Origin of the sequence: Amycolatopsis sp. H20-H5, from assembly GCF_035828755.1 — a bacterium.
Taxonomy (GTDB): domain Bacteria; phylum Actinomycetota; class Actinomycetes; order Mycobacteriales; family Pseudonocardiaceae; genus Amycolatopsis.
Genome location: NZ_JAYMZS010000038.1, coordinates 5,731 through 24,531 on the forward strand (window position 1 = coordinate 5,731; position 18,801 = coordinate 24,531).

An 18,801-nucleotide genomic window follows, 5' to 3' on the forward strand; every position below is an offset into this window, starting at 1 on the left:
GGCCTCGGCGGGTGCCAGGAGGCGGATCGCTTCCTGGACGGCGACGTCGGTCGCGGCCAGCCGGTCGGCGACCTTCGCCCGCAGGGCCAGGGCCAGCTTCCGCTGCTGGGTGGCCTCGGTCTGCTTCGAGTTCGCGTCGGCCAGCGCGGCCGCGGCCTGCTCCCTGCGGGTCTTGACCTCTTCAGCGGCACCCCGCTCGGCTTCGGCGCGCTTCGCCGCGGACGCCTCCTCGGCCTTCTTGTCGGCGGCGGCACGCGCGCGCTGGGCCTCGGCGTCCTGCTCTTCGCGCTTCTTGGTTGCGGCGGCGGCCGCCGCAGCGATCTCCGCACGGCTTTCGGCGAGCAGCTTCTCGCGCTCGGCCTGGGCCTCCTTCGCGAGCTTGTCCATATTCCGCTGGGATTCGTGGGCGTACTTGTCCGCCTCGGAGCGGGTGGATGTCGCGTCGGCTTCGCCTGCCGAGCGGAGATCGGCGATCTCCTCCTCGGCGAGCTGCATCATCATGCGGACGCGCTCGGCCATCGCGCCCGCGCCGGACGGGCTGGAACTCATCCTGACCAGGGCGGCCTTCGTGTCGGCGAGCTCCTTCTGCGCGTAACTCAGCGACTTCGACAGCTCGGAGGCCGTCGCGACCGCTTCATCGCGCTTGCGCGCAGACGCCTTGAGCTCGGCCTCCAGCTTCGCGAGGCGTTCGTCCACCTGGTTCTGGTTGTAACCGCGCATGCCGACGGCGAACTGGGCCGTCCTCGCCGCGGGCTGGGACTTCTCGGGAGCGACCATGCGCACACCTTAGTGAGCCAGCGGCTGACCGCAAGTACCGCCAAACGGCTGTACTCACCGATTGGCGCTCCCGGATCGGCTTGGCATCGTGCACTGTTGACAGGTCGTTAGCAGCGCGGCGAGGAGGCCTGGTTGAACGTCTCGGCAATCCTCGACGACATCGGGCGGCACTGGCACGTCTACATCACGATGCCTTTCATCGCCGCGCTCATCGGCTACCTCACCAAACGCGTGGCCATCGAGATGATGTTCAAGCCGCTGGAGTTCGTCGGCGTCAAGCCGATCTTCGGCTGGCAGGGCGTGATCCCGGCGAATTCACGGCGGATGGCCACCACGGCTGTCGATCTGTTGACCAGGAACCTGGTCGACCCGCAGGAGATCTTCTCGCGGCTCGACCCCGAGGAGATGGTCAAGGAGCTCGAAGAGCCGCTGCTGAAGGCCGTCGACGACGTCACGCGCGAAGTCATGGAGCAGTTCCAGCCCAGGCTGTGGGAACTCATGCCCGTCCGCGCCCAGCAGTTGCTGATCGACCGGGTCCGCGCGCAGGCGCCGAAGGTCGTCGCCCGGCTGATGCGGGAGGTTTCGACCAATATCGACGAGGTCCTCGACGTCGACGACATGCTGATCGAGGCCATGGTCCGCGACAAGGCGCTGACCTGCCGCCTGATCAAGGAGGTGGCGACGCCGGAGTTCAAGTTCATCGCGCGGTCCGGGATCTACTTCGGGTTCGTCATCGGGCTCGTGCAGTTCGTGGCCTGGGCGCTGACGAAGGAGCCGCTGATCATGCCGATCTTCGGCTTCTTCACCGGCCTGATCACCGACTGGCTCGCGCTCAAGATGATCTTCTACCCGCGAGCGCAGCGCGGTTTCCTGTTCTTCCACTGGCAGGGCATGTTCCAGAAGCGCCGCAAGGAGGTCGCCCGCGACTACGGGACGCTGATCGCGGACGAGGTGCTCACCGTCCGCAACGTGATGGAGGCCGTGCTCACCGGCCCGAAGTCGGACAAGCTGTTCACGATGATCCAGCGAGAGGTCCAGCGGACCATCGACGCGCAGGCCAGCCTCGTGAAGCCGCTGGTCGCGCTGACCGTCGGCGGGCGGCAGTACCAGGAGATGAAGAAGACGGCCGCGGCGAAGGCCATCGAGTACCTGCCCGAAACGGTGAAACACGTGGAGAGTTACGCCACCAACGCGCTCGATGTCCGCAACACGATCTCCGAAAAGATGCAGCAGCTGACCCCGATCGAGTTCGAAGGCATCCTCCGGCCTGCCTTCAAGCAGGACGAATGGAAGCTCATCGCGGTCGGCGCGATCATCGGCGGCCTCGTCGGCGAACTGCAGGTCCTGCTCTTGCTCCACTAACCCACCACGGCCCCACCACGGCCTCAACGGAGGCGCTGCACGCCGCTGGCTCAATCCCGGATACGGTCTCGCTCAGCGAGACACGGGGAGGCCTGGAAAGTGGACGCCGTCGTCGCCGACTTCGGCGAGCACTGGCAGGTGTACGTCACCATGCCGTTCGTAGCGGCGCTCATCGGCTATGTCACCAAGCGGGTGGCCATCGAGATGATGTTCAAGCCGGTCGAATTCGTCGGCCTCAAGCCGTTTCTCGGCTGGCAGGGCGTGCTCCCGGCGAACGCCGAGCGGATGGCGTCGACGGCCACCGAGATGCTCACGAACAACCTCATCGACCCTCAGGAGATCTTCGCTCGGCTCGATCCGGCGCAGATCGCGAAGGAGATCGAGCAGCCGCTGCTGCGGGTCGTCGAGGACGTCACGCGTGAGGTGATGGAGCAGTACCAGCCCAGAGTGTGGGAAGTGCTGCCGAACTCCGCGCAGCAGCTGCTGCTCAAACGCGTCCAGTCCGAGGCGCCCAAGGCGATCACGAAGATCATGCGGGAGATCTCGGAGAACATCTCCGACGTCCTCGACCTCAAGCACATGGTCGTCGAGAACCTGGTGCGCGACAAGGCATTGCTCAACCGGCTGATCCGCGACATCTCACGCCCGGAGATGCGGTTCATCGCGCGGTCCGGGATCGTCTTCGGCTGCTACCTCGGCTGCGTGCAGCTGCTCGTGTGGGCGCTGACGAAGTCGCCGATCGTGCTGCCGCTGTTCGGCCTCGGCATCGGCTGGCTCACCGACTGGCTCGCCCTGAAAATGATCTTCCTGCCGCGCGAACCCCGGCGATTCTTCGGTTTCTACACCTGGCAGGGCGTGTTCCAGAAGCGCCGCGACCAGGTCGCGGCCGACTACGGCGACATGATCGCGCGCGAGATCATCACCATCCCCAACCTGCTGGAAGCCGTGCTGCGCGGCCCGAAATCGGACCGGTTGTTCGCGATGATCACCCGCGAGGTGCGGCGCACGATCGACGCGCAAGCCAGCGTCGTCAAGCCGTTCGTGGCGATCGCCGTCGGCACGCGGCGTTTCCAGGAGATGAAGCAGACGGCGGCGACGAAGGCCGCGGAGCGTGTCCCGGAGACCATCCGGCACGCGGAGACGTACGCGATCAACGCGCTGGACGTGCGGAACACGATAGTCGACCGGATGCGGCGACTCAGTCCGCTGGAGTTCGAAGGCCTGCTGCGTCCCGCTTTCCGGCAGGACGAGTGGAAGCTGATCGCGGTCGGCGCGTTCATCGGCGGGCTCGTCGGCGAACTCCAGGTGCTCGTCCTGCTCCACTGACCCACCGCCACCTCGACGGAGACGCGACGCGGCGCTCCGCCTGAGATACGGTTTCCCTCTCAGCTCTGGTGAGGAGATCGTGTGGACGCCGTCCTGGCCGACCTCGCCGAGCACTGGCCGCTCTACGCCGCCATCCCGTTCATCGCCGCGCTCATCGGGTACGTCACCAAGCGCGTCGCCATCGAAATGATGTTCAAGCCGCTCGAGTTCGTCGGCCTCCGGCCGCTGCTCGGCTGGCAGGGCGTCGTGCCGAAGCACGGCGGGCGGATGGCGGCGGTCGCGACCGAGCTGCTGACGTCGAACCTGCTCGACATCAAGGAGATCTTCGCCAAGATCGATCCGGCGATCATCACCCGCGAGATCGAGCAGCCGCTGCTGCGGGCCGTCGACGGGATCGCCCGCGAGGTGCTCGAGAAACACCATCCGCGACTGTGGGAGATCATGCCGACGATGGCGCAGGAGCTGCTGATCAAGCAGGTCCAGGCGTCGACGCCCCGGCTGGTCGCCGAGTTCATGGACGAGGTCCGCGAGCATCTCGAGGACGTCCTCGACGTCGAGGACATGACCGTGCAGCGGCTCACGAGGGACAAGGCGCTGCTGGTCCGGCTGATCCGCGAAACCTCGCGGCCGGAGATGACGTTCATCGCGCGCTCGGGCATTTTCTTCGGCTTCGGGCTCGGCCTGATCCAGGCGGTGACCTGGGCGTTGACGAAGGAACCGCTGGTGCTGCCGATCTTCGGCGGGTGCATCGGGCTGTTCACCGACTGGCTGGCGATCAAGCTGATCTTCCTGCCGCGCGAGCCGGTCCGGGTCGGCCGCGTCCTCGTGCAGGGCAAGTTCCAGCGCCGGCGGGCCGAGGTCGCGCGGCAGTACGGCGAGCTGATCGCCAACGAGGTGCTGACGGTCGGGAACCTGCTCGACGCGATCCTGCGCGGGCCACGCTCGGATCGGCTGCTCGCCCTGGTGGAACGGCTGGTGGACGAGGCCGTCGACGAGCAGACGAGCCGCGCGAAGCCGATGGTCGCACTGGCTGTCGGCGGGCAGAAGCTCCGCGAGATCAAGCACGCGGCGGCCGAGCGGGCGCTCGCCGAGCTGCCCGCGACAGCGCGCTACGCCGAGGGTTACCTGACCGAGGCGATGGACGTCGCGAAGATGGTCGAGCAGCGGATGCTCGCGCTGACGCCGCTGGAGTTCGAGGGCCTGCTGCGCCCGGCGTTCCGGCAGGACGAGTGGAAGCTGATCGCCGTCGGCGGCTTCATCGGTTTCCTGGTCGGCGAGCTCCAGGTCCTCCTCATGCTCGGCTGACCGCCGCAACTCGTCGACGAGTTGGGTGGTTGTGGGCTGGTGACTCACCCGGAAGGATTACGGTTGGGAGGTGGCGTCCGAACCCCAGCAGCAACTACCCGCGGTCCACGAGGCCTGGCTGCCCCGTGAGCACGCCCTGCACCGTCCCCGTCACGGCGGCAGGCAGCTGACCGCGCTGGTCAGCGCGCTGCTGTTCTTCACCACCCCGGCCCTGCTCTGGGTGTTCGGTGTGCGGCCGGGCGAGATCGAGAACCACAAGCTCGCGAGCTTCCCGAGCGTCGCCAGCGGCTGGAGCTTCTTCACCGACCTGCCGACCTGGGCCGTCGACCAGCTGTCGTTCCGCGGCGGCGCGATCGCCGCCGCCGACGGCATCAGCCGCGGCCTGTTCGGCGAGGACGCCCCACTCGACCAGTCCCTGCCCCCGCTCGCGGGCCCGATCCCGGTCGCCCCGCCACCCGCCCAGCCGAAGACGGCGCCCGCGCCGACCGGCTCGCCGAACAGCCAGGCCGGGTACCGCCGGGTCGTGCAGGGACTCGACGGCTGGCTCTACTACGGCTACGACGCCGACGCTAAGTGCGAGCCCTCACGCGAACTCTCGGAGACGATCGACAAGATCAACGAGCTCCGCAATGCCGTCGAAAAGTCCGGCCGCAAGTTCGAGTTCGTCATAGCGCCGGACAAGTCGACGATCGTCCCGCAGTTCCTGCCCGGCACGTACCCCGGCAAGGACTGCGCGCAGGCCGCGCAGGCGACCACCTGGAACCGGCTGACCACCGAAACCGGCGCGCTGGACCTGCGACCCGAGCTGAAGGCGTCCGAGGGCCGCATCGGCCACCCGATCTACCCATCCAACGACACCCATTGGCTGGACGAGGGCGGGCTGGTGATGACCCGCGGCATCGCGAACGCGATCCAGCCCGGGATCACCCGGTCGTGGCTCAGTACGCCGGTCGGCAAGTACGACACCGCCGCCGACCTGCCGCCGCTGATCAACAAACAGGGCACCAAGACGAACACCCTCTACAGCCTGATGCCCGATGGCGTGGTCGAGCGCGCCGGCGAGCCCAACGGCGACATCGACAGGCCGGTGTACCGCTCCGCGAGCCCGCTGCTGGGCACGGTGAACCAGAAGACGCTGATCTACGGCGACTCGTTCACGAAGGCGTCTTCGCGCTACCTGTCAGGCGCGTTCACGAACCTGACGATGCTCGCGCACTTCACCCAGAAGACCAGCCGGGCCGAGGCAGTGGACGAGTTCGTCAACGCGCAGGTCGTGGTGGTCGAGGCCGTGGAACGCAGTGTGGCGGGCGGTCAGCTGGCGTTCATCGACGACGGTTTCCTCAGCGCGGTGAAGCCAGCGCTGGCCGCGCATCCCCGCTAGGCGGATCCGCCTGACTGCAGTGATCCCTGAAGGCCACCTTCACGGCGTTTAACGCCGTGAAGGTGGCCTTCAGGGGCGAGCAGTCACGAGCTCTTGCTCCGCCACCACTCGCACCCGAGTGCTCCGGGCGCGCGACCACGCGATCACGCGGCAGGCCAGGTAGATCAGGAACGAGATCGTCGTGACGAACGCGCTGACCGGAAGGCCCGGCGCCAGCGACAGGATGATCCCGCCCAGCGCGGCGACCTCGGCGAACACCACCGCGAGCACGGTCGCCTTCCAGGGGCTGGAAGTGACGCGCGCGGCCGCGGCGGCCGGGGTCACCATCAGGGCCACCACCAGCAGTGAGCCGACGACCTGGACGCTCAGCGCGGTCGAGACGCCGACCAGTAGCGCGAACACGATCGTCAGCGTCTTGATCGGGACGCCGCGAGCGACGGCGACGTTGCGGTCGACGCTGGCGAACAGCAGGGGCCGGTAGACCGCCGCGAGCGCCAGGAGCACGAAGATCGCGGCGCCGATCAGCATGGTCAGGTTCGTCGAGTCGATCGTGATGATCTGGCCGGTCAGGATGCCGAACTTGTTACCCGACCGTCCTTTGTAGAACGACAGCAGCAGGACGCCCATGCCGAGCCCGAACGACAGGATCACGCCGATCACGGAGTCGCGGTCGGAATCCCGCGCGCCGAGGATGCCCAGCAGCAGCGCGGCCACCACGGCCCCCGCCAGCGCGCCGTACTCGACGCCGATGCCGAGCAGCAGCGCACCCGCCGCGCCGGTGAAGGCCAGCTCCGCGGTGCCGTGCACGGCGAACGACATCCGGCGCATCACGACCAGCGGCCCGAGCACCCCGGCGACGAGCCCGAGCACCGCCGCCGCGATCAGCGCGGTCTGAACGCCGTCGAGCCCGAGCAGGTCGATGGTCTTGCCGAAGTCGAAAAGACTGTTCAAGGGGTCAGCTCACTCGCTCGGCCGCGTCGTGTTCGCGCAAGTCGTGTTCGTGGTGGTGCGGCTCGGACTCACACAGCGCGCTCTGCGCCCCGGCGACGTGGATCTGGCCGCCGACCTTGAGCACCTCGATCCGCGTGCCGTAGAGCTCGGACAACGTCTCCGAGTTCATCACCTCGTCGGGTTTCCCGATGCGGAACTGCCCGTTCACCAGGTAAAGCACTCTGTCCACATAGGAGAGAATCGGGTTGATCTCGTGGGTGACGAACAGGACCGCGGTGTCCGCCCGGCGGCGTCGCGCGTCGATCAGGTCACTCACCGCGCGCTGGTGCGCGAGGTCCAGCGACAGCAGCGGCTCGTCGCACAGCAGGACCTCGGGGTCGCCGATCAACGCCTGCGCGACCCGCAGTCGCTGCTGCTCACCACCCGAAAGCAGCCCGACCGGCTTGCGCGCGTAACCCTGCGCGCCGACCGACTCGACGGCCTCGGCGACGCGGCGGCGACGTTCACCCATTCCGGCGAAGCCGAAGCCCCAGCGATGCCCGTCCAGGCCGAGTCCGACGAGGTCGATCCCGCGCAGCGTCAGGCCCTCGTCGAGGGCGCGCTGCTGCGGGATGTAGCCGATGTGCCGGTTCGCGCCGCCCGGCCGGTCGCCCGCGATCTCGACCGAGCCCGCGGACAGTCCCTCCAGCCCCAGCAGCACCCGGAGCAGGCTGCTCTTGCCGGAACCGTTCGGGCCGAGGATCGCGAGGAACTCGCCAGGCTCGACATCCAGCTCGAGGCCGGACCAGAGCGTGCGACTCCCGAACGCGAGACTCGCCCCGCGGACGCGGACCGCGGCGCGCGAGCCGGGAGGGACTGCGGAGCGGGACTCCGGAAGGACAGTGGCCATAGCTACTTCGGCCCTTTCAACCCTGTGCGCCGTCCGCCCAGACCACCGGCTGGGGCGGCCGACACGGTGACCCGTACCCCACTCCGTCGGGTGGCTTCGCCTCCGCCCAATCGGCTCCGCCGATTCATCAGGACAGGGCCCCGGCCAGCGCATCTACTTCCTTCGTCATCCAGACAATGTAGTCCGTCACACCGGCGGGCAGCGTTTCGGATACATCGATCACAGCGACGCTGGAAGCCTTCGCGTCGCCCACCATCTGCTGGGTGACGGGGGTGACGGTCTGGGCGTTGTTCACCAGCGCCTTCACCTGCTTGCCGGTGATGAGCCGCTTGACCTCGCCGACGGTGGCGGCGGGCACGTCCTGCTCCGCTTCGACGGCGTCGGAGAACGCCTTGGGCGTCGCGTCGGTGACTTTCGCGCTTTCGAGCAGGTAGTGCGCGACCGGCTCGGTCGCGATCACCTTGCTACCCGGATGGGCGACCCCGACCGCGGTGACCTTCTTGAGCAGCTCCTCGACCTTGCCCTTGAAAGCGGCGGCGTTGGCGGTGAAGACGTCCTTTGACGCGGGCTGCACCTCGCCGAGCTGAGCGGCGACCTGGTCGGCGATTTTCTCGACGCTGGGCAGGCTGTACCAGACGTGCTCGTTCTCGTTGCCGGTCGCGGCGATGTCGTAGGCGACGAGCTTCTTGGCGCCGGACGCCTGGTCGGCGAGCTTGCCGAAGAAGTCGTCGTAGCCGCCTCCGTTGGCGAGGAGCAGCTTCGCGTTCTTCGCCGCGAGCGCGTCGTTCGCGGTCGTCTCGTAGGAGTGCGGGTCCGCCGAGGGGTCGTGGATGATCGAGGTGACCTCGACCTTGTCCCCGCCGACGGCGGTGATCACGCTGCCCCAGACGTCGGTGACCGCGACGGCCTTGATCTTCTCCCCCGCGGCGACCTGCGTGCCGCCGGCGGCCTGGTCGTCGCTGGAGCAGGCGGCCGCGCCGAAGGCGAGCACGGTCAGTGCCGAAGCGGCGGCGAACACGCTTCTGGTGCGTCGGGAACTCATCGAAGAACACTCCTGCTGATCCACACGCCGATACGCGCTGTAGCTAATGGAAACCGTTGTCAGATTCACTTTACCCCCACCGAGGGACGAGAACGCAAACCAGCCGAGGCTGATGTACCGAGGGTCACCACCGGATCGAGATCCTGCACACAGTGTTCACCCGGCCTTCATCACCCCGACCACCCTCGCCGAGGCCGGAAAAACCGGTTTTGCCCGGTGGATGGCCTGACGACGGGGTCGCGCGATGGTCCGTCCGAGTGCCACGGCACGCCCCGTGGGCACGCCGCGTGGGGTGTCGCTTCTCGGAAACGATCTGAACCGTTACGGTTTGCGGATGGGTCGTCCTATACGCACCAGAAGGCAGGCGACGCTGGCGTCGCTGGCCGCGGAGCTCGGTGTGTCCAGGACCACCGTGTCCAACGCCTACAACCGGCCGGACCAGCTCTCCCCCGAACTCCGCCGCCGCGTGCTGGAGACAGCGCGCCGCCTCGGCTACCCCGGGCCGGACCCGGTCGCCCGCTCCCTGCGCACGCGTAAAGCGGGCGCGGTCGGGCTGCTGCTCACCGAGAACCTGTCCTACGCGTTCCGTGACCCGGCCGCGGTCGGCGTCCTCGAAGGACTCGCGCTGGCGTGCGAGGACGCCGGAGTCGGGCTGCACCTGGTACCCGCGAGCCCTGGCCGCGAGGACGTGGCCGCGGTGCACCGCGCCGGCGTCGACGGCTTCGTCGTCTACTCCGTACCCGACGACGACCCCAGCCTCGCCGCCGTGCTGGAGCGCCCGGTGCCGACCGTGATCATCGACCAGCCCCGCGTCGACGGCGTGGACCGCGTCGGCCCGGACGACGCGGCCGCGGTCACCGAGCTGGCCGAACACCTCGTCGCGCTCGGCCACCGCCAGGTCGGCGTGCTGTGCATGCGGCTGGCCCGCGAGCGCAACGACGACTTCGTCTCCGTGCAGCGCCAGAGCGCCGCGCACTTCCACGTCCAGCGGATCCGGCTGGAGGCGCTGGCGACGGCGTTCTCCGTGGCCGGGGTCGACTGGGCGACCGTCCCGGTGGTCGAGCGGTTCGACCACACGGTGGACGACGGCGCTTCCGCCGCCCGCCAGCTGCTCGACGCGTACCCGCAGGTCACGGCCGTGATCTGCACCTCGGACATCCTCGCGCTCGGCGCGCTGGCCGAGGCAGAACGCCGGGGCCTGCGCGTGCCGCAGGATCTCACCGTGACCGGGTTCGACGGCATCTCCGAAGCGGAACGCTCCGGCCTCACCACGGTGCACCAGCCCGTGCTGGAGAAGGGCAAAGCGGCGGGAAAACTGCTGCTCAGCTCCGCCGAACGGGTCGGTCCGAAGATCATCACCCTGGCCACCGAGCTGCGCATCGGCCGCACCTCCGGGCCGCCACGGACCGTCGAGGAACCCTGGTTCGGTCCCTAACCCTGGTGACGTACCTTTCGAAACATTGCCTCGGAGGCGGGCCAGCAGTTCCAATTGGGGTCAACGTCTGGCCGAAAGGTGACCATGACCTCCATCGAACTGCTACTGCAACGCAACAAGGCGCTCGGCGACATCGCACCAGGTGACCGTTCGTCGCCCAATCCGTCACTCCACGTGTCCATCCTGACCTGCATGGACGCCCGCGTCCGAGTCTTCGAGATCTTCGGCCTGATCCAGGGCGAGTCCCACGTCCTGCGCAACGCCGGCGGCGTGGTGACCGACGACGTGATCCGGTCCCTCGCGCTCAGCCAGCGCAAACTCGGCACCCGCGAGGTGCTGATCGTCCAGCACACCAACTGCGGACTGTCCACGGTGACCGAGGACGACTTCAAGGACGAACTCGAAAAGGCGACCGGACTGCGGCCCACTTGGTCAGTCGAGGCGTTTCGGGAAGTCGAGGACAGCGTCCGGCGGTCCGTGCAACGGGTGCGGCGGAGTGACTTTCTGCCGCACACCGAGGATGTGCGGGGGTTTGTCTACGACGTGAAGTCTGGGCATCTGACTGAGGTGGTTGTGTCCTGAGTCTTTTGGCCGGTGCTCGCGTGCGCCGCTGGGTCGTTACTGGTGCTCAGCGGCGGTGCGGGTTTTTGGTTTAGTCCTGAGGTGCGGCTAGAAGCCTGTGTTTTTTGGCCAGCGCGCTCACAAACTCGCGCCGCCAGGCCGCCCCGATTCCCAGCATAAGTGCGGCTTTTGCTTTGAGGGGGGCGACCTGCCGTCGCGAGTTGGGAGGGCCTGGCGGCCCTAAAAGAGGGCGCGCGGCGGTGAAGTCTCCGCTCGCAGGGCTCGCGGAGACGCTGTGGTCCCGGAGCACGCTGGGGTTGGGTTTTTGTGGTGTGTGTTGGGGGTAAGTCTGGGCGGTTCCGGACGCTGTTTGGTCTTGGGTTCGTTGTGGGGTTGGGGAGATGGCGGCGCGGGGGGTTTGGGCTGGACGCTTAGGGTGGTGGGGTGGCTGCTGCTGTTGATGTCGATACTCTGCTGGGCTGGTTTGGTACTCATGGGCGGGATTTGCCGTGGCGTGAGGCTGAATGCAGTGCCTGGGGTGTGCTTGTCAGTGAGATCATGCTTCAGCAGACTCCGGTTGCCAGGGTTCAGCCGATCTGGCTGGAGTGGATGAGCCGGTGGCCCGTTCCGTCCGCGCTCGCGGGCGAGGCTCCGGGCGAGGTTGTGCGGGCCTGGGGGAAGCTGGGGTATCCGCGGCGGGCTTTGCGGCTGCACGCTGCTGCCTCAGTTGTTGCCGCTGAGCATGGGGATGTTGTTCCGTCCGATGTGGACACTCTGCTCTCGCTGCCGGGGATTGGGGCTTATACCGCGCGGGCGGTGGCTGCTTTTGCTTATGGCAAGCGGGCTCCGGTGGTTGATACGAATGTTCGGCGGGTGGTCGCGCGAGCCGTTCATGGGGCTGGGGATGCCGGGCCTCCTTCGAATACCCGGGATATGGCTGACGTCGAGGTCATGTTGCCGCTTGAGGATGCGGTCGCCGCTCGGTACTCCGCTGCGTTGATGGAGCTGGGGGCGTTGGTTTGCACGGCGCGTTCGCCACGGTGTGCGGACTGTCCGATTTATGATGAATGTGCTTGGCAGCGTGCCGGGAAGCCTGCTTATGCCGGGCCCGCCAAGCAGGTGCAGAAATTCGCCGGGACCGATCGGCAGGTGCGCGGACTGCTGCTGGACGTGCTGCGCGGGACCGACACGCCCGTTGAGAAAGCGCGTCTCGATTTGGTCTGGCACGAGTCGGGGCAGCGGGACCGGTGCCTGGACTCCCTGCTGGTGGACGGGTTGCTGGAACAAACTCGCGACGGGCTCTTCGCCCTGCCCGGTGAGCACTAACAGACTACGACAAAAGTTGGTCAATGGTTGTCATTGGCGCGGTCGCGGGTTAGCTTCTCCTCCAACGCAGTCGGCGAGGGAGTTCTGGATGGCCGAGTCGAGTTTTGACCGCCGAGTCCTGCTCAAGGGCGGGATGACGGTGACCGCCGCGGGCGCGCTGGGGCTGGCGGGCGTGGGGACCGCGAGCGCCGCCGTGCCGGTGCCCACCATCTACGGGACGTCGACCTGGGGCGCGCGAGCCGCTTCGGGGGCGATCGTCGTGGAGAACCACAAACCCACGTACATCGTTGTGCACCACACCGTCGAGCCCGGCAACAACACCGACTACTCGCTGGCCCACGCGTACCAGATCTCGCGGGACATCCAGACGTTCCACATGGACACCCGCGGCTGGATCGACACCGGCCAGCAGTTCACGAACAGCCGCGGCGGGTACGTCACCGAAGGCCGCCACCGCAGTCTCGAGATCCTGCGCGGCGGCACCCAGCACGTCCAGGGCGCGAACGTCGGCAACCACAACAGCGAGTGCATCGGCATCGAGAACGAGGGCCTGTACAGCACCGTCGACGTGACGCAGGCGCTATGGGACTCGCTGGTGAAGCTGGTCGCCTACATCGCGAGCCAGTACGGGATCGCGCCCTCGTTCATCAAGGGGCACCGCGACTTCAACTCGACCGAGTGCTGCGGCCAGGTCCTCTACAACCGGCTGCCCGAGCTCCGCGTCGCGGTCGGCCGGGTGCTCGGGCAGGGCGTCCGCGAGGAGGCTTCCTGGCCGCTGCTCAAGCCGGGCGACACCGGGGAGAAAGTCCAGCTGGCCCAACGACTCCTGCGCGCCCAGGGCGCCGACGTCCCCACCGACGGCGTCTTCGGGCCCGTCACGCGGGACGCCGTCGAGGCGGTCGCCAAGGCACACGGCATCCAGCCGGACACCTGCGCCGCGACGGCCCGCACCGACGAGACCGGCTTCCTCGGCGCCGACATCTGGCCCCTGATCACGCCCTCGACGCAGTCCTCCCAAGCCTGGAAGAACCAGCTGGCCGTTTCGCGCTGACGGCTCGGGCCCGGCTCTCCGAAGTGTCATGAAAGACCCTTTCAGGGCAATTTTTGTCCTGAAAGGGTCTTTCATGACACTTGCGGGCCGCGGGAGGGCTGGGGGGGTCAGCGGGACAGGAGCTCGCTGAGGAACGCCTCCACCGCGCCGCGGTACGCCTCCGGTGCCTCCTCGTGGACGACGTGTCCCGCGTCGGCCACGATCAGGTGGCGGCCAAGGCCGCTGGGGACACGCGCGGCCAGCTCGGCCTGTTGCCCGGCGGGCATCGCCGTGCGTTCGCCCTCGATCGACAGCAGCGGGCAGCGCACGCGCTCGACGAGGTCCCAGTAGTCGCGGCGGCCCCATTCGGCGGCGATCAGGTAGAGGTCATCGAGGTCGGCGATCAGGTGATAGCCGTCTTCGCGTTCCTCGAAGCACTCCGTGAAGTAGTTCCCGGCGACGCCGAAGAACTCGCGGACGTGGGCCAGCGACTCGAACGGCACCGGCCAGGACGCGAAGTGGCCACGCCAGGCGTCGACGGTGCGGCCGCGCTGGTCGGGGGCGAAATCCTCGACCACCACCGCGCGCACCAGGTCGGGGTACGCCGCCGCCGTCACCCACGAATGGAGGCCGCCCATCGAATGCCCGATCAGGATCGCGGGGCCGCCGTCGAGCTCGCGCAGCACGGCGGCGAGGTCGTCGGCGAACCGCTCGGTGTGCCAGGGACCGGTGCGCGGGCCTCGGCCGTGACCGCGCGCGTCGAGGCCGTGGACCGGGCCGTACGGCTTGAGCCACTGGGCCACCCGCCACCAGGTCGACGCCCGGCCCATCAAGCCGTGCAGCAGGACGATCGGCGGGCCCGCCGACCGGTCGCCGCCGAACGTAACCAAACCGTCGCGCTGGATCACCTAAGCTCCGTTCATGGACAGCCGCAGAATCCTGACTCTCGTCCTCTGCAGCGTTTTCACCCTGATTATCGGCTGTAGCACTGACAAACCGCCGCCCTCACCGTCGTCACCTGCGCCGATCCGCCCGGCACCGGGCGCGGCGGGCGCCGGGGACGCCTACTACCCCGGCGACGGCAACGGCGGCTACGACGCCCTCGACTACCAGGTCGACATCGGCTATGACCCGGTCAGTGGGCATCTCGACGGCGACACCGTGGTCACCGCCAAGGCCACGCAGGATCTCAGCCGGTTCGACCTCGACCTGCGCGGACTCGAAGTCAAGATGGTGGAGGTCGACGGCAAGCCCGCGAAGTTCACCCGGGAGAAGGACTTCGAACTGGTGATCACCCCGGCCGAGCCGCTGCGCCGGGGCAGCACCTTCCGCACCCGGATCGGCTACGGCGGCAAGCCGTCCGACACCCCACACGCGGGCGGCAGCGAAAACGGCTGGCAGCAGTCCCACTCCGGCGGCGCGTTCATGGTCGGCGAGCCGCATTCGGCCTCGTTCTGGTACCCGGTCAACGAGACCCCGCGTGACAAGGCCACATTCGCTCTCACCGCGCGCGTGCCCGACGGCTGGTCGGTGGTGTCGAACGGCCGCGAGCAGCCGAGCACCTCGGCAGGCGGCTGGACGACGTCGAGGTGGCAGGAGACCGATCCGATCGCGAGCTACCTGACCACGGTGGCCATCGACAAGTTCAGCATCGACCGGTCGACGCTGCCCGACGGCACCCCGGTGGTCAACGCCTACGCCCCCGGCGCCGAGGCCCGCCGCGACACCGGCTCGCGACTGCCCGAGATCCTCAGCTTCCTGACCGAGCGGTTCGGCCCGTACCCGCAGTCCGCGGCGGGCGGGATCTACCTCGCCGAGCCCATCCACTTCTCCCTCGAGACGCAGACCAGGCCGACCTACGCGAAGTGGGCCGACCTGGCGACCGTGGTGCACGAGAACGCCCACCAGTGGTTCGGCGACTCGGTCTCCCTCTCGGCCTGGTCCGATATCTGCCTCAAGTAGTGTAGTTGCGAACGCCTTACACTTCCCACACAGCTTTGATCACGACCGACGCCGGTCCACGCCACACCTCGGGCGGGTTGACAGTTATGGTCTTGATCAGCTTGCCGAGCAGCTCACGCTTTCGTTTTACCGAAATAATGTCCCAGTCTTTGAGCAATTCCACAGCTACCGCCCGAGGCGGTGCGGTCTGGCTCTTAACCAGAGACTCCGCTTCGTGCAACCGCCTATTGAGCACCGCCAACTCTTCTTTTATCTGGTCACGTATTCCGATGTAGACCTCGTCGGACTGGACGCCCTTCGCGTTTTTGCGGGACGCCATGATGAGTTCTTGATCAAGGGCGACAATCTGAGAAGAAAGGACCTTCACATCGGATTGAGAGCGAACACTGACTCTCTTCAATTTTGCCTCGTCGGCGCTACGATCCACCTCGCTTGCGACCCCATCGAGCCACTCGAGCACCGTCCTATAAACTTTAGATTCCACAACCGTGACTGCTCGCACTGAACGCGTGTTGAACCAGTAACCACACGCGAACTGAGTCGAGTTGTCCTTGCGCGCACGCCGAATCATCGAATGCTGGCAATCTCCGCAGACCATAAGACCCGGGAACGGATGCCGTGGCGTGATTTGCCCCGACGGCACAATTGACCTTGCCAGACGCGCCCGTCGGTATTTTTCCCACATCTTTGTCTCGATTATGGCATTGTGCGCACCTTTCTCCCACGACAAGGAGGCGAAGGGCACCGGAACCCTCTTTCCGGGTTCGGATACCGGCGACCTGACAAGAAGACCCGCTGCGAATCCCGAGTCGCACATCTGCTTAAGTGATTGCGGTTGCCAGGCCTTACCTGTTGAGCTAAGCACGCTGCGCAGGTTCAGATCCTTGGCGATCAGTGGCCAACCCGCGCCGTCAACGTAAGACTCGTAAATCGACTTTAAGGTCTCGGACGTCGCCGGGTCGATTACATACAGTTCCCCGTCTTCCTTGTTTCGTATGTGATGGTACCCGTAACGATGACCGCCAGTCGCCGGAAGACCGCGGGCACGGCGATAGTCGTGCGTCTCCCTCCATGCTTCACCGATTCTGTCGGATTCAAACTCTGCCATATCAATGAGAACGTTACGGGAAAATCGACCAGAGGCAGTTGTCACATCACTCGGCTCAGTGGCCGAAAGGATGGCACCACCGAGCTTCTCTACCTGGTCTTCAGCGACTGACCAGTGCAGCTTTTTACGAGATAGTCTTGACCAACGCCACAACAGAATGACGTCTACCTGGCCAGATTTGACCATATCCATGGCTGCATTTACACCCTTGCGCTTGTGCCAGATGCGCCCGGATTCTTGCTCCCAAATCTCGCCAACGATGACGATACCGTTGCGCTCCGCGTACATATCGCACGCCGAGCGTTGGATCTCGTCTGAAATTGTTTCCTCTTTTTCCATCGACTGACGGAGGTACTTAACACCTCGCAGCGGCCCAGTCGTTAACGCGCTGGTCGCAACCAATGCCACTATTTGCACCCCTTCCAGCAGGACGCGGCCTTGCGGCGCACATTGAGTTGACTCAAGCGACCCCGACGTACCCGCGACGACAGGCCTCGTTCGGTCACTGCCTGGCCGCTGAACCCTGTTGAAGATAGCTGAACATGGTGCCGTTTGGCAAGGCCATATGGTTGAACTTGGTTGAACTTGGTAGCGTTCGTCAGATGGAACGCATCCTGAACATAGGCCCGGTTAAGCGCCAGGAGGCCGTTGCCGCGGCCGGGTTGGTCCTCGCCATGGCCCGACGCGACCTTCTTGAGCGCAGTCCGCGCGAGTCCGCACTTGCTGCCTACGTGTCGGGCGGGCCGTCTATCGACGAGCTTGAACGGCGCATCGCCGATCGCCTCGGACTTACTTGCGCCGCATGACCTCGGTAGAGCCACTGCCGAGCACCACCCGAACGACCGTAGGCGTTCAGGCTGCGTCCTCGGCTTCGCGGAACCGCATGGTCCAGTAGAGGGCCATCACGTCGACACCCGGTTCGTCCCAAGGCGCCGACTGGCGCGGAATCAGAAGGTCGAGCTTCAGTTCGGCGTCAGTCATGAATGACGCCCCGTCGATGTTACGACCAGGGAATGACACGGGGATGCTGATGGGCGACGGGTGTCCCATCGAGTGAACGACGACCAGCTGCCGCCTCGTCGAGGTTGCCGCGCCGCGGCCCCCAACGTCGTTCTCACGCATGAACTCAAGCACCGCGGCCGCGGCGTTCGCGCGCACCGCGGTCGCGCTGGACAAGGCGTGCGGCCCGGCCTCCTGCGCCTGCTGGACCAGCTTGCGGACGTCTGGCGGCAACCGCACACGACCGTCATTTCGCGCATCACTCGCCGCGAACAGCCGTGCGAACGCCTGCCACCATCGCGGGCGCACCCTTCCCTGCTTGCTCATCGTCCCCCCTGTCTGGATGAACACACGCGTTCGATCTGACAGGAAGTTGAAAGGTAAAGCAAGTTTCAATTTCATGATCGACGCATCGCGGCGTCCGATCGGCCCAACCTTCGCGATCCGAGCGGTTTTCCTGTAACGCCCACGTCCCGCGCGGCGAGATACAACATCAATTTCTCTGGCTCGCCTTCTCCGCAGCCAACCGGCGCCGAAAGATCACCACCTCATCGAAGAACGCGTTCGCCGCCTCGTACCCCTCGGCCCGCTCGATCTCGGCGCCGAGAACCCCGAGCTGTTCGAACCCCATCTCTGCGAGTTCCTCAGGGGTCGGCCTCATGACCTCGGCGGTGGCCGACCCCTGAAGAAGGTGCGAGATGTAGCCCGTCGGCCACTGCAGGGCGTGCTCGATCGCGACGTAGTGACGGTCCTGGGTCACTCTGCTGCCGTCCTCAAGGGACGTCCAGGTGGCGCGGTCGATGTTCGCGGCCGCGGCCGCGGCCCTGACGCTCAGCCCGAGATGTCGGCGCCGTTCCCGAACCTCTCGCGACAGCTGCTCTTGCGGCGTTTCGGTGCTGCCCATCTTCGGCTCCCTCCCCGTCGGAGACGCTGAATCTAGCTGAACATGGCTGCACAAAGCACGTCAGCGGTACCAAGTTGCCACCTTTGGTGGAATTTGGTTGTTGAACTTGGCTGAACTTGGTAGGGTTTAGTCATGTTCACCGAACCCGCCGGGGTCCGGATCGCAGGCACCAGGTTGCGCCAGCTCCGCAAGCTCACCGGCTCCAACCTCAAGACTTTTGCAGCTCAAATCGGTTGCAGCTTCCAGTACTTGAGTCAGCTCGAACGCGGCACCCGCAAGCACGTCGGCCCGGCACTGTTCGTCCGCATCTGCGACGAACTGGAGATCGCCAGGACGCAGCGGCGCGAACTGATCGACGAATCGGCCAGCGAAGCCGCCGCGTGACACCAGCGTCGACAACCACCTAGCCCCAACAAAAAAGCGCCCGCTCCCATGCCGTCCAG

The 18,801-nt window shown here is 66.6% G+C and carries 18 protein-coding genes and 1 pseudogene; 11 read left to right on the plus strand and 8 right to left on the minus strand.

All coding sequences use genetic code 11. The features are described from left to right. Positions 1-777: DivIVA domain-containing protein (locus tag QMK34_RS21480; RefSeq protein ID WP_326415968.1), on the minus strand; the 777-nt coding region annotated here is incomplete at its 3' end. A 132-nt stretch (positions 778-909) separates the two neighbouring features. Between QMK34_RS21480 and QMK34_RS21485 the strand changes: the two genes are divergently transcribed. The 4 genes from QMK34_RS21485 (at position 910) to QMK34_RS21500 (ending at position 6,151) form a co-directional block, all read left to right on the plus strand. Beyond that, positions 910-2,139, plus strand: a complete 1,230-nt coding sequence (locus QMK34_RS21485; RefSeq protein ID WP_326415969.1) for a DUF445 family protein — start codon at positions 910-912, stop codon at positions 2,137-2,139. A gap of 150 nt (positions 2,140-2,289) precedes the next feature. Beyond that, positions 2,290-3,465, plus strand: a complete 1,176-nt coding sequence (locus QMK34_RS21490) for a DUF445 family protein (RefSeq protein WP_326416053.1) — start codon at positions 2,290-2,292, stop codon at positions 3,463-3,465. An 81-nt stretch (positions 3,466-3,546) separates the two neighbouring features. Continuing rightward, positions 3,547-4,770 (plus strand): DUF445 domain-containing protein, encoded by a 1,224-nt coding sequence (locus QMK34_RS21495; RefSeq protein ID WP_326415970.1) that lies wholly within the window; start codon positions 3,547-3,549, stop codon positions 4,768-4,770. A gap of 70 nt (positions 4,771-4,840) precedes the next feature. Continuing rightward, a complete protein-coding gene (locus QMK34_RS21500; RefSeq protein WP_326415971.1) occupies positions 4,841-6,151 on the plus strand; it encodes an alginate O-acetyltransferase AlgX-related protein in 1,311 nt (436 codons plus the stop codon). 69 nt (positions 6,152-6,220) lie between these two features. Here the strand turns inward: QMK34_RS21500 and QMK34_RS21505 are convergent, their stop codons facing one another. From QMK34_RS21505 to QMK34_RS21515, 3 genes are all read right to left on the minus strand, one after another. Further along, entirely contained in the window at positions 6,221-7,102 is an 882-nt protein-coding gene (locus QMK34_RS21505; protein ID WP_326415972.1) for a metal ABC transporter permease, read from the minus strand. Positions 7,103-7,106: 4 nt separating this feature from the next. Then, positions 7,107-7,991, minus strand: a complete 885-nt coding sequence (locus tag QMK34_RS21510) for a metal ABC transporter ATP-binding protein (protein ID WP_326415973.1) — start codon at positions 7,989-7,991, stop codon at positions 7,107-7,109. A 127-nt stretch (positions 7,992-8,118) separates the two neighbouring features. Further along, a complete protein-coding gene (locus tag QMK34_RS21515) occupies positions 8,119-9,033 on the minus strand; it encodes a metal ABC transporter solute-binding protein, Zn/Mn family (RefSeq protein ID WP_326415974.1) in 915 nt (304 codons plus the stop codon). A gap of 334 nt (positions 9,034-9,367) precedes the next feature. On the opposite strand from QMK34_RS21515, the gene QMK34_RS21520 reads away from it, so the two are divergent. From QMK34_RS21520 to QMK34_RS21535, 4 genes are all read left to right on the plus strand, one after another. Beyond that, a complete protein-coding gene (locus QMK34_RS21520) occupies positions 9,368-10,468 on the plus strand; it encodes a LacI family DNA-binding transcriptional regulator (RefSeq protein WP_326415975.1) in 1,101 nt (366 codons plus the stop codon). An 84-nt stretch (positions 10,469-10,552) separates the two neighbouring features. Then, the gene (locus QMK34_RS21525) at positions 10,553-11,050 is read left to right on the plus strand and encodes a beta-class carbonic anhydrase (protein WP_326415976.1); all 498 of its coding nucleotides are present in this window, start codon (positions 10,553-10,555) and stop codon (positions 11,048-11,050) included. Between the two features lie 423 nt (positions 11,051-11,473). Beyond that, entirely contained in the window at positions 11,474-12,355 is an 882-nt protein-coding gene (locus QMK34_RS21530) for an A/G-specific adenine glycosylase (RefSeq protein WP_326415977.1), read from the plus strand. Between the two features lie 88 nt (positions 12,356-12,443). Then, a complete protein-coding gene (locus QMK34_RS21535) occupies positions 12,444-13,406 on the plus strand; it encodes a peptidoglycan recognition protein family protein (protein WP_326415978.1) in 963 nt (320 codons plus the stop codon). 107 nt (positions 13,407-13,513) lie between these two features. Here QMK34_RS21535 and QMK34_RS21540 read toward each other — a convergent pair whose 3' ends face one another. Beyond that, positions 13,514-14,275, minus strand: coding sequence for an alpha/beta fold hydrolase (locus tag QMK34_RS21540; RefSeq protein ID WP_326416054.1), 762 nt, complete (start codon positions 14,273-14,275; stop codon positions 13,514-13,516). Between the two features lie 136 nt (positions 14,276-14,411). On the opposite strand from QMK34_RS21540, the pseudogene QMK34_RS21545 reads away from it, so the two are divergent. Then, positions 14,412-15,341 (plus strand): annotated as a pseudogene (locus QMK34_RS21545) (M1 family peptidase); the annotation flags it as partial. Positions 15,342-15,363: 22 nt separating this feature from the next. On the opposite strand, the gene QMK34_RS21550 reads toward QMK34_RS21545, so the two are convergent. Continuing rightward, complete coding sequence (locus tag QMK34_RS21550) at positions 15,364-16,872, minus strand: recombinase family protein (protein ID WP_326415979.1); 1,509 nt, start codon at positions 16,870-16,872, stop codon at positions 15,364-15,366. A gap of 185 nt (positions 16,873-17,057) precedes the next feature. On the opposite strand from QMK34_RS21550, the gene QMK34_RS21555 reads away from it, so the two are divergent. Next, positions 17,058-17,261, plus strand: coding sequence for a hypothetical protein (locus tag QMK34_RS21555; protein ID WP_326415981.1), 204 nt, complete (start codon positions 17,058-17,060; stop codon positions 17,259-17,261). A gap of 46 nt (positions 17,262-17,307) precedes the next feature. Here QMK34_RS21555 and QMK34_RS21560 read toward each other — a convergent pair whose 3' ends face one another. Together QMK34_RS21560 and QMK34_RS21565 are read right to left on the minus strand one after the other, a co-directional pair. Then, positions 17,308-17,781, minus strand: coding sequence for a hypothetical protein (locus QMK34_RS21560; RefSeq protein WP_326415982.1), 474 nt, complete (start codon positions 17,779-17,781; stop codon positions 17,308-17,310). A gap of 166 nt (positions 17,782-17,947) precedes the next feature. Beyond that, on the minus strand, positions 17,948-18,358 hold the full coding sequence (locus QMK34_RS21565; RefSeq protein ID WP_326415983.1) for a helix-turn-helix domain-containing protein: 411 nt from the start codon (positions 18,356-18,358) through the stop codon (positions 17,948-17,950). 132 nt (positions 18,359-18,490) lie between these two features. On the opposite strand from QMK34_RS21565, the gene QMK34_RS21570 reads away from it, so the two are divergent. Next, a complete protein-coding gene (locus QMK34_RS21570) occupies positions 18,491-18,742 on the plus strand; it encodes a helix-turn-helix domain-containing protein (RefSeq protein ID WP_326415984.1) in 252 nt (83 codons plus the stop codon). Positions 18,743-18,801: the final 59 nt, after the last annotated feature.

Coding starts and splice junctions, on each gene's coding strand:
- QMK34_RS21535 (WP_326415978.1), top strand. CDS start 12,444: ATGGCCGAGTCGAGTTTTGACCGCCGAGTCCTGCTCAAGGGCGGGATG.
- QMK34_RS21560 (WP_326415982.1), bottom strand. CDS start 17,781: ATGAGCAAGCAGGGAAGGGTGCGCCCGCGATGGTGGCAGGCGTTCGCA.
- QMK34_RS21525 (WP_326415976.1), top strand. CDS start 10,553: ATGACCTCCATCGAACTGCTACTGCAACGCAACAAGGCGCTCGGCGAC.
- QMK34_RS21510 (WP_326415973.1), bottom strand. CDS start 7,991: ATGGCCACTGTCCTTCCGGAGTCCCGCTCCGCAGTCCCTCCCGGCTCG.
- QMK34_RS21520 (WP_326415975.1), top strand. CDS start 9,368: ATGGGTCGTCCTATACGCACCAGAAGGCAGGCGACGCTGGCGTCGCTG.
- QMK34_RS21555 (WP_326415981.1), top strand. CDS start 17,058: ATGGAACGCATCCTGAACATAGGCCCGGTTAAGCGCCAGGAGGCCGTT.
- QMK34_RS21565 (WP_326415983.1), bottom strand. CDS start 18,358: ATGGGCAGCACCGAAACGCCGCAAGAGCAGCTGTCGCGAGAGGTTCGG.
- QMK34_RS21570 (WP_326415984.1), top strand. CDS start 18,491: ATGTTCACCGAACCCGCCGGGGTCCGGATCGCAGGCACCAGGTTGCGC.
- QMK34_RS21490 (WP_326416053.1), top strand. CDS start 2,290: ATGCCGTTCGTAGCGGCGCTCATCGGCTATGTCACCAAGCGGGTGGCC.
- QMK34_RS21515 (WP_326415974.1), bottom strand. CDS start 9,033: ATGAGTTCCCGACGCACCAGAAGCGTGTTCGCCGCCGCTTCGGCACTG.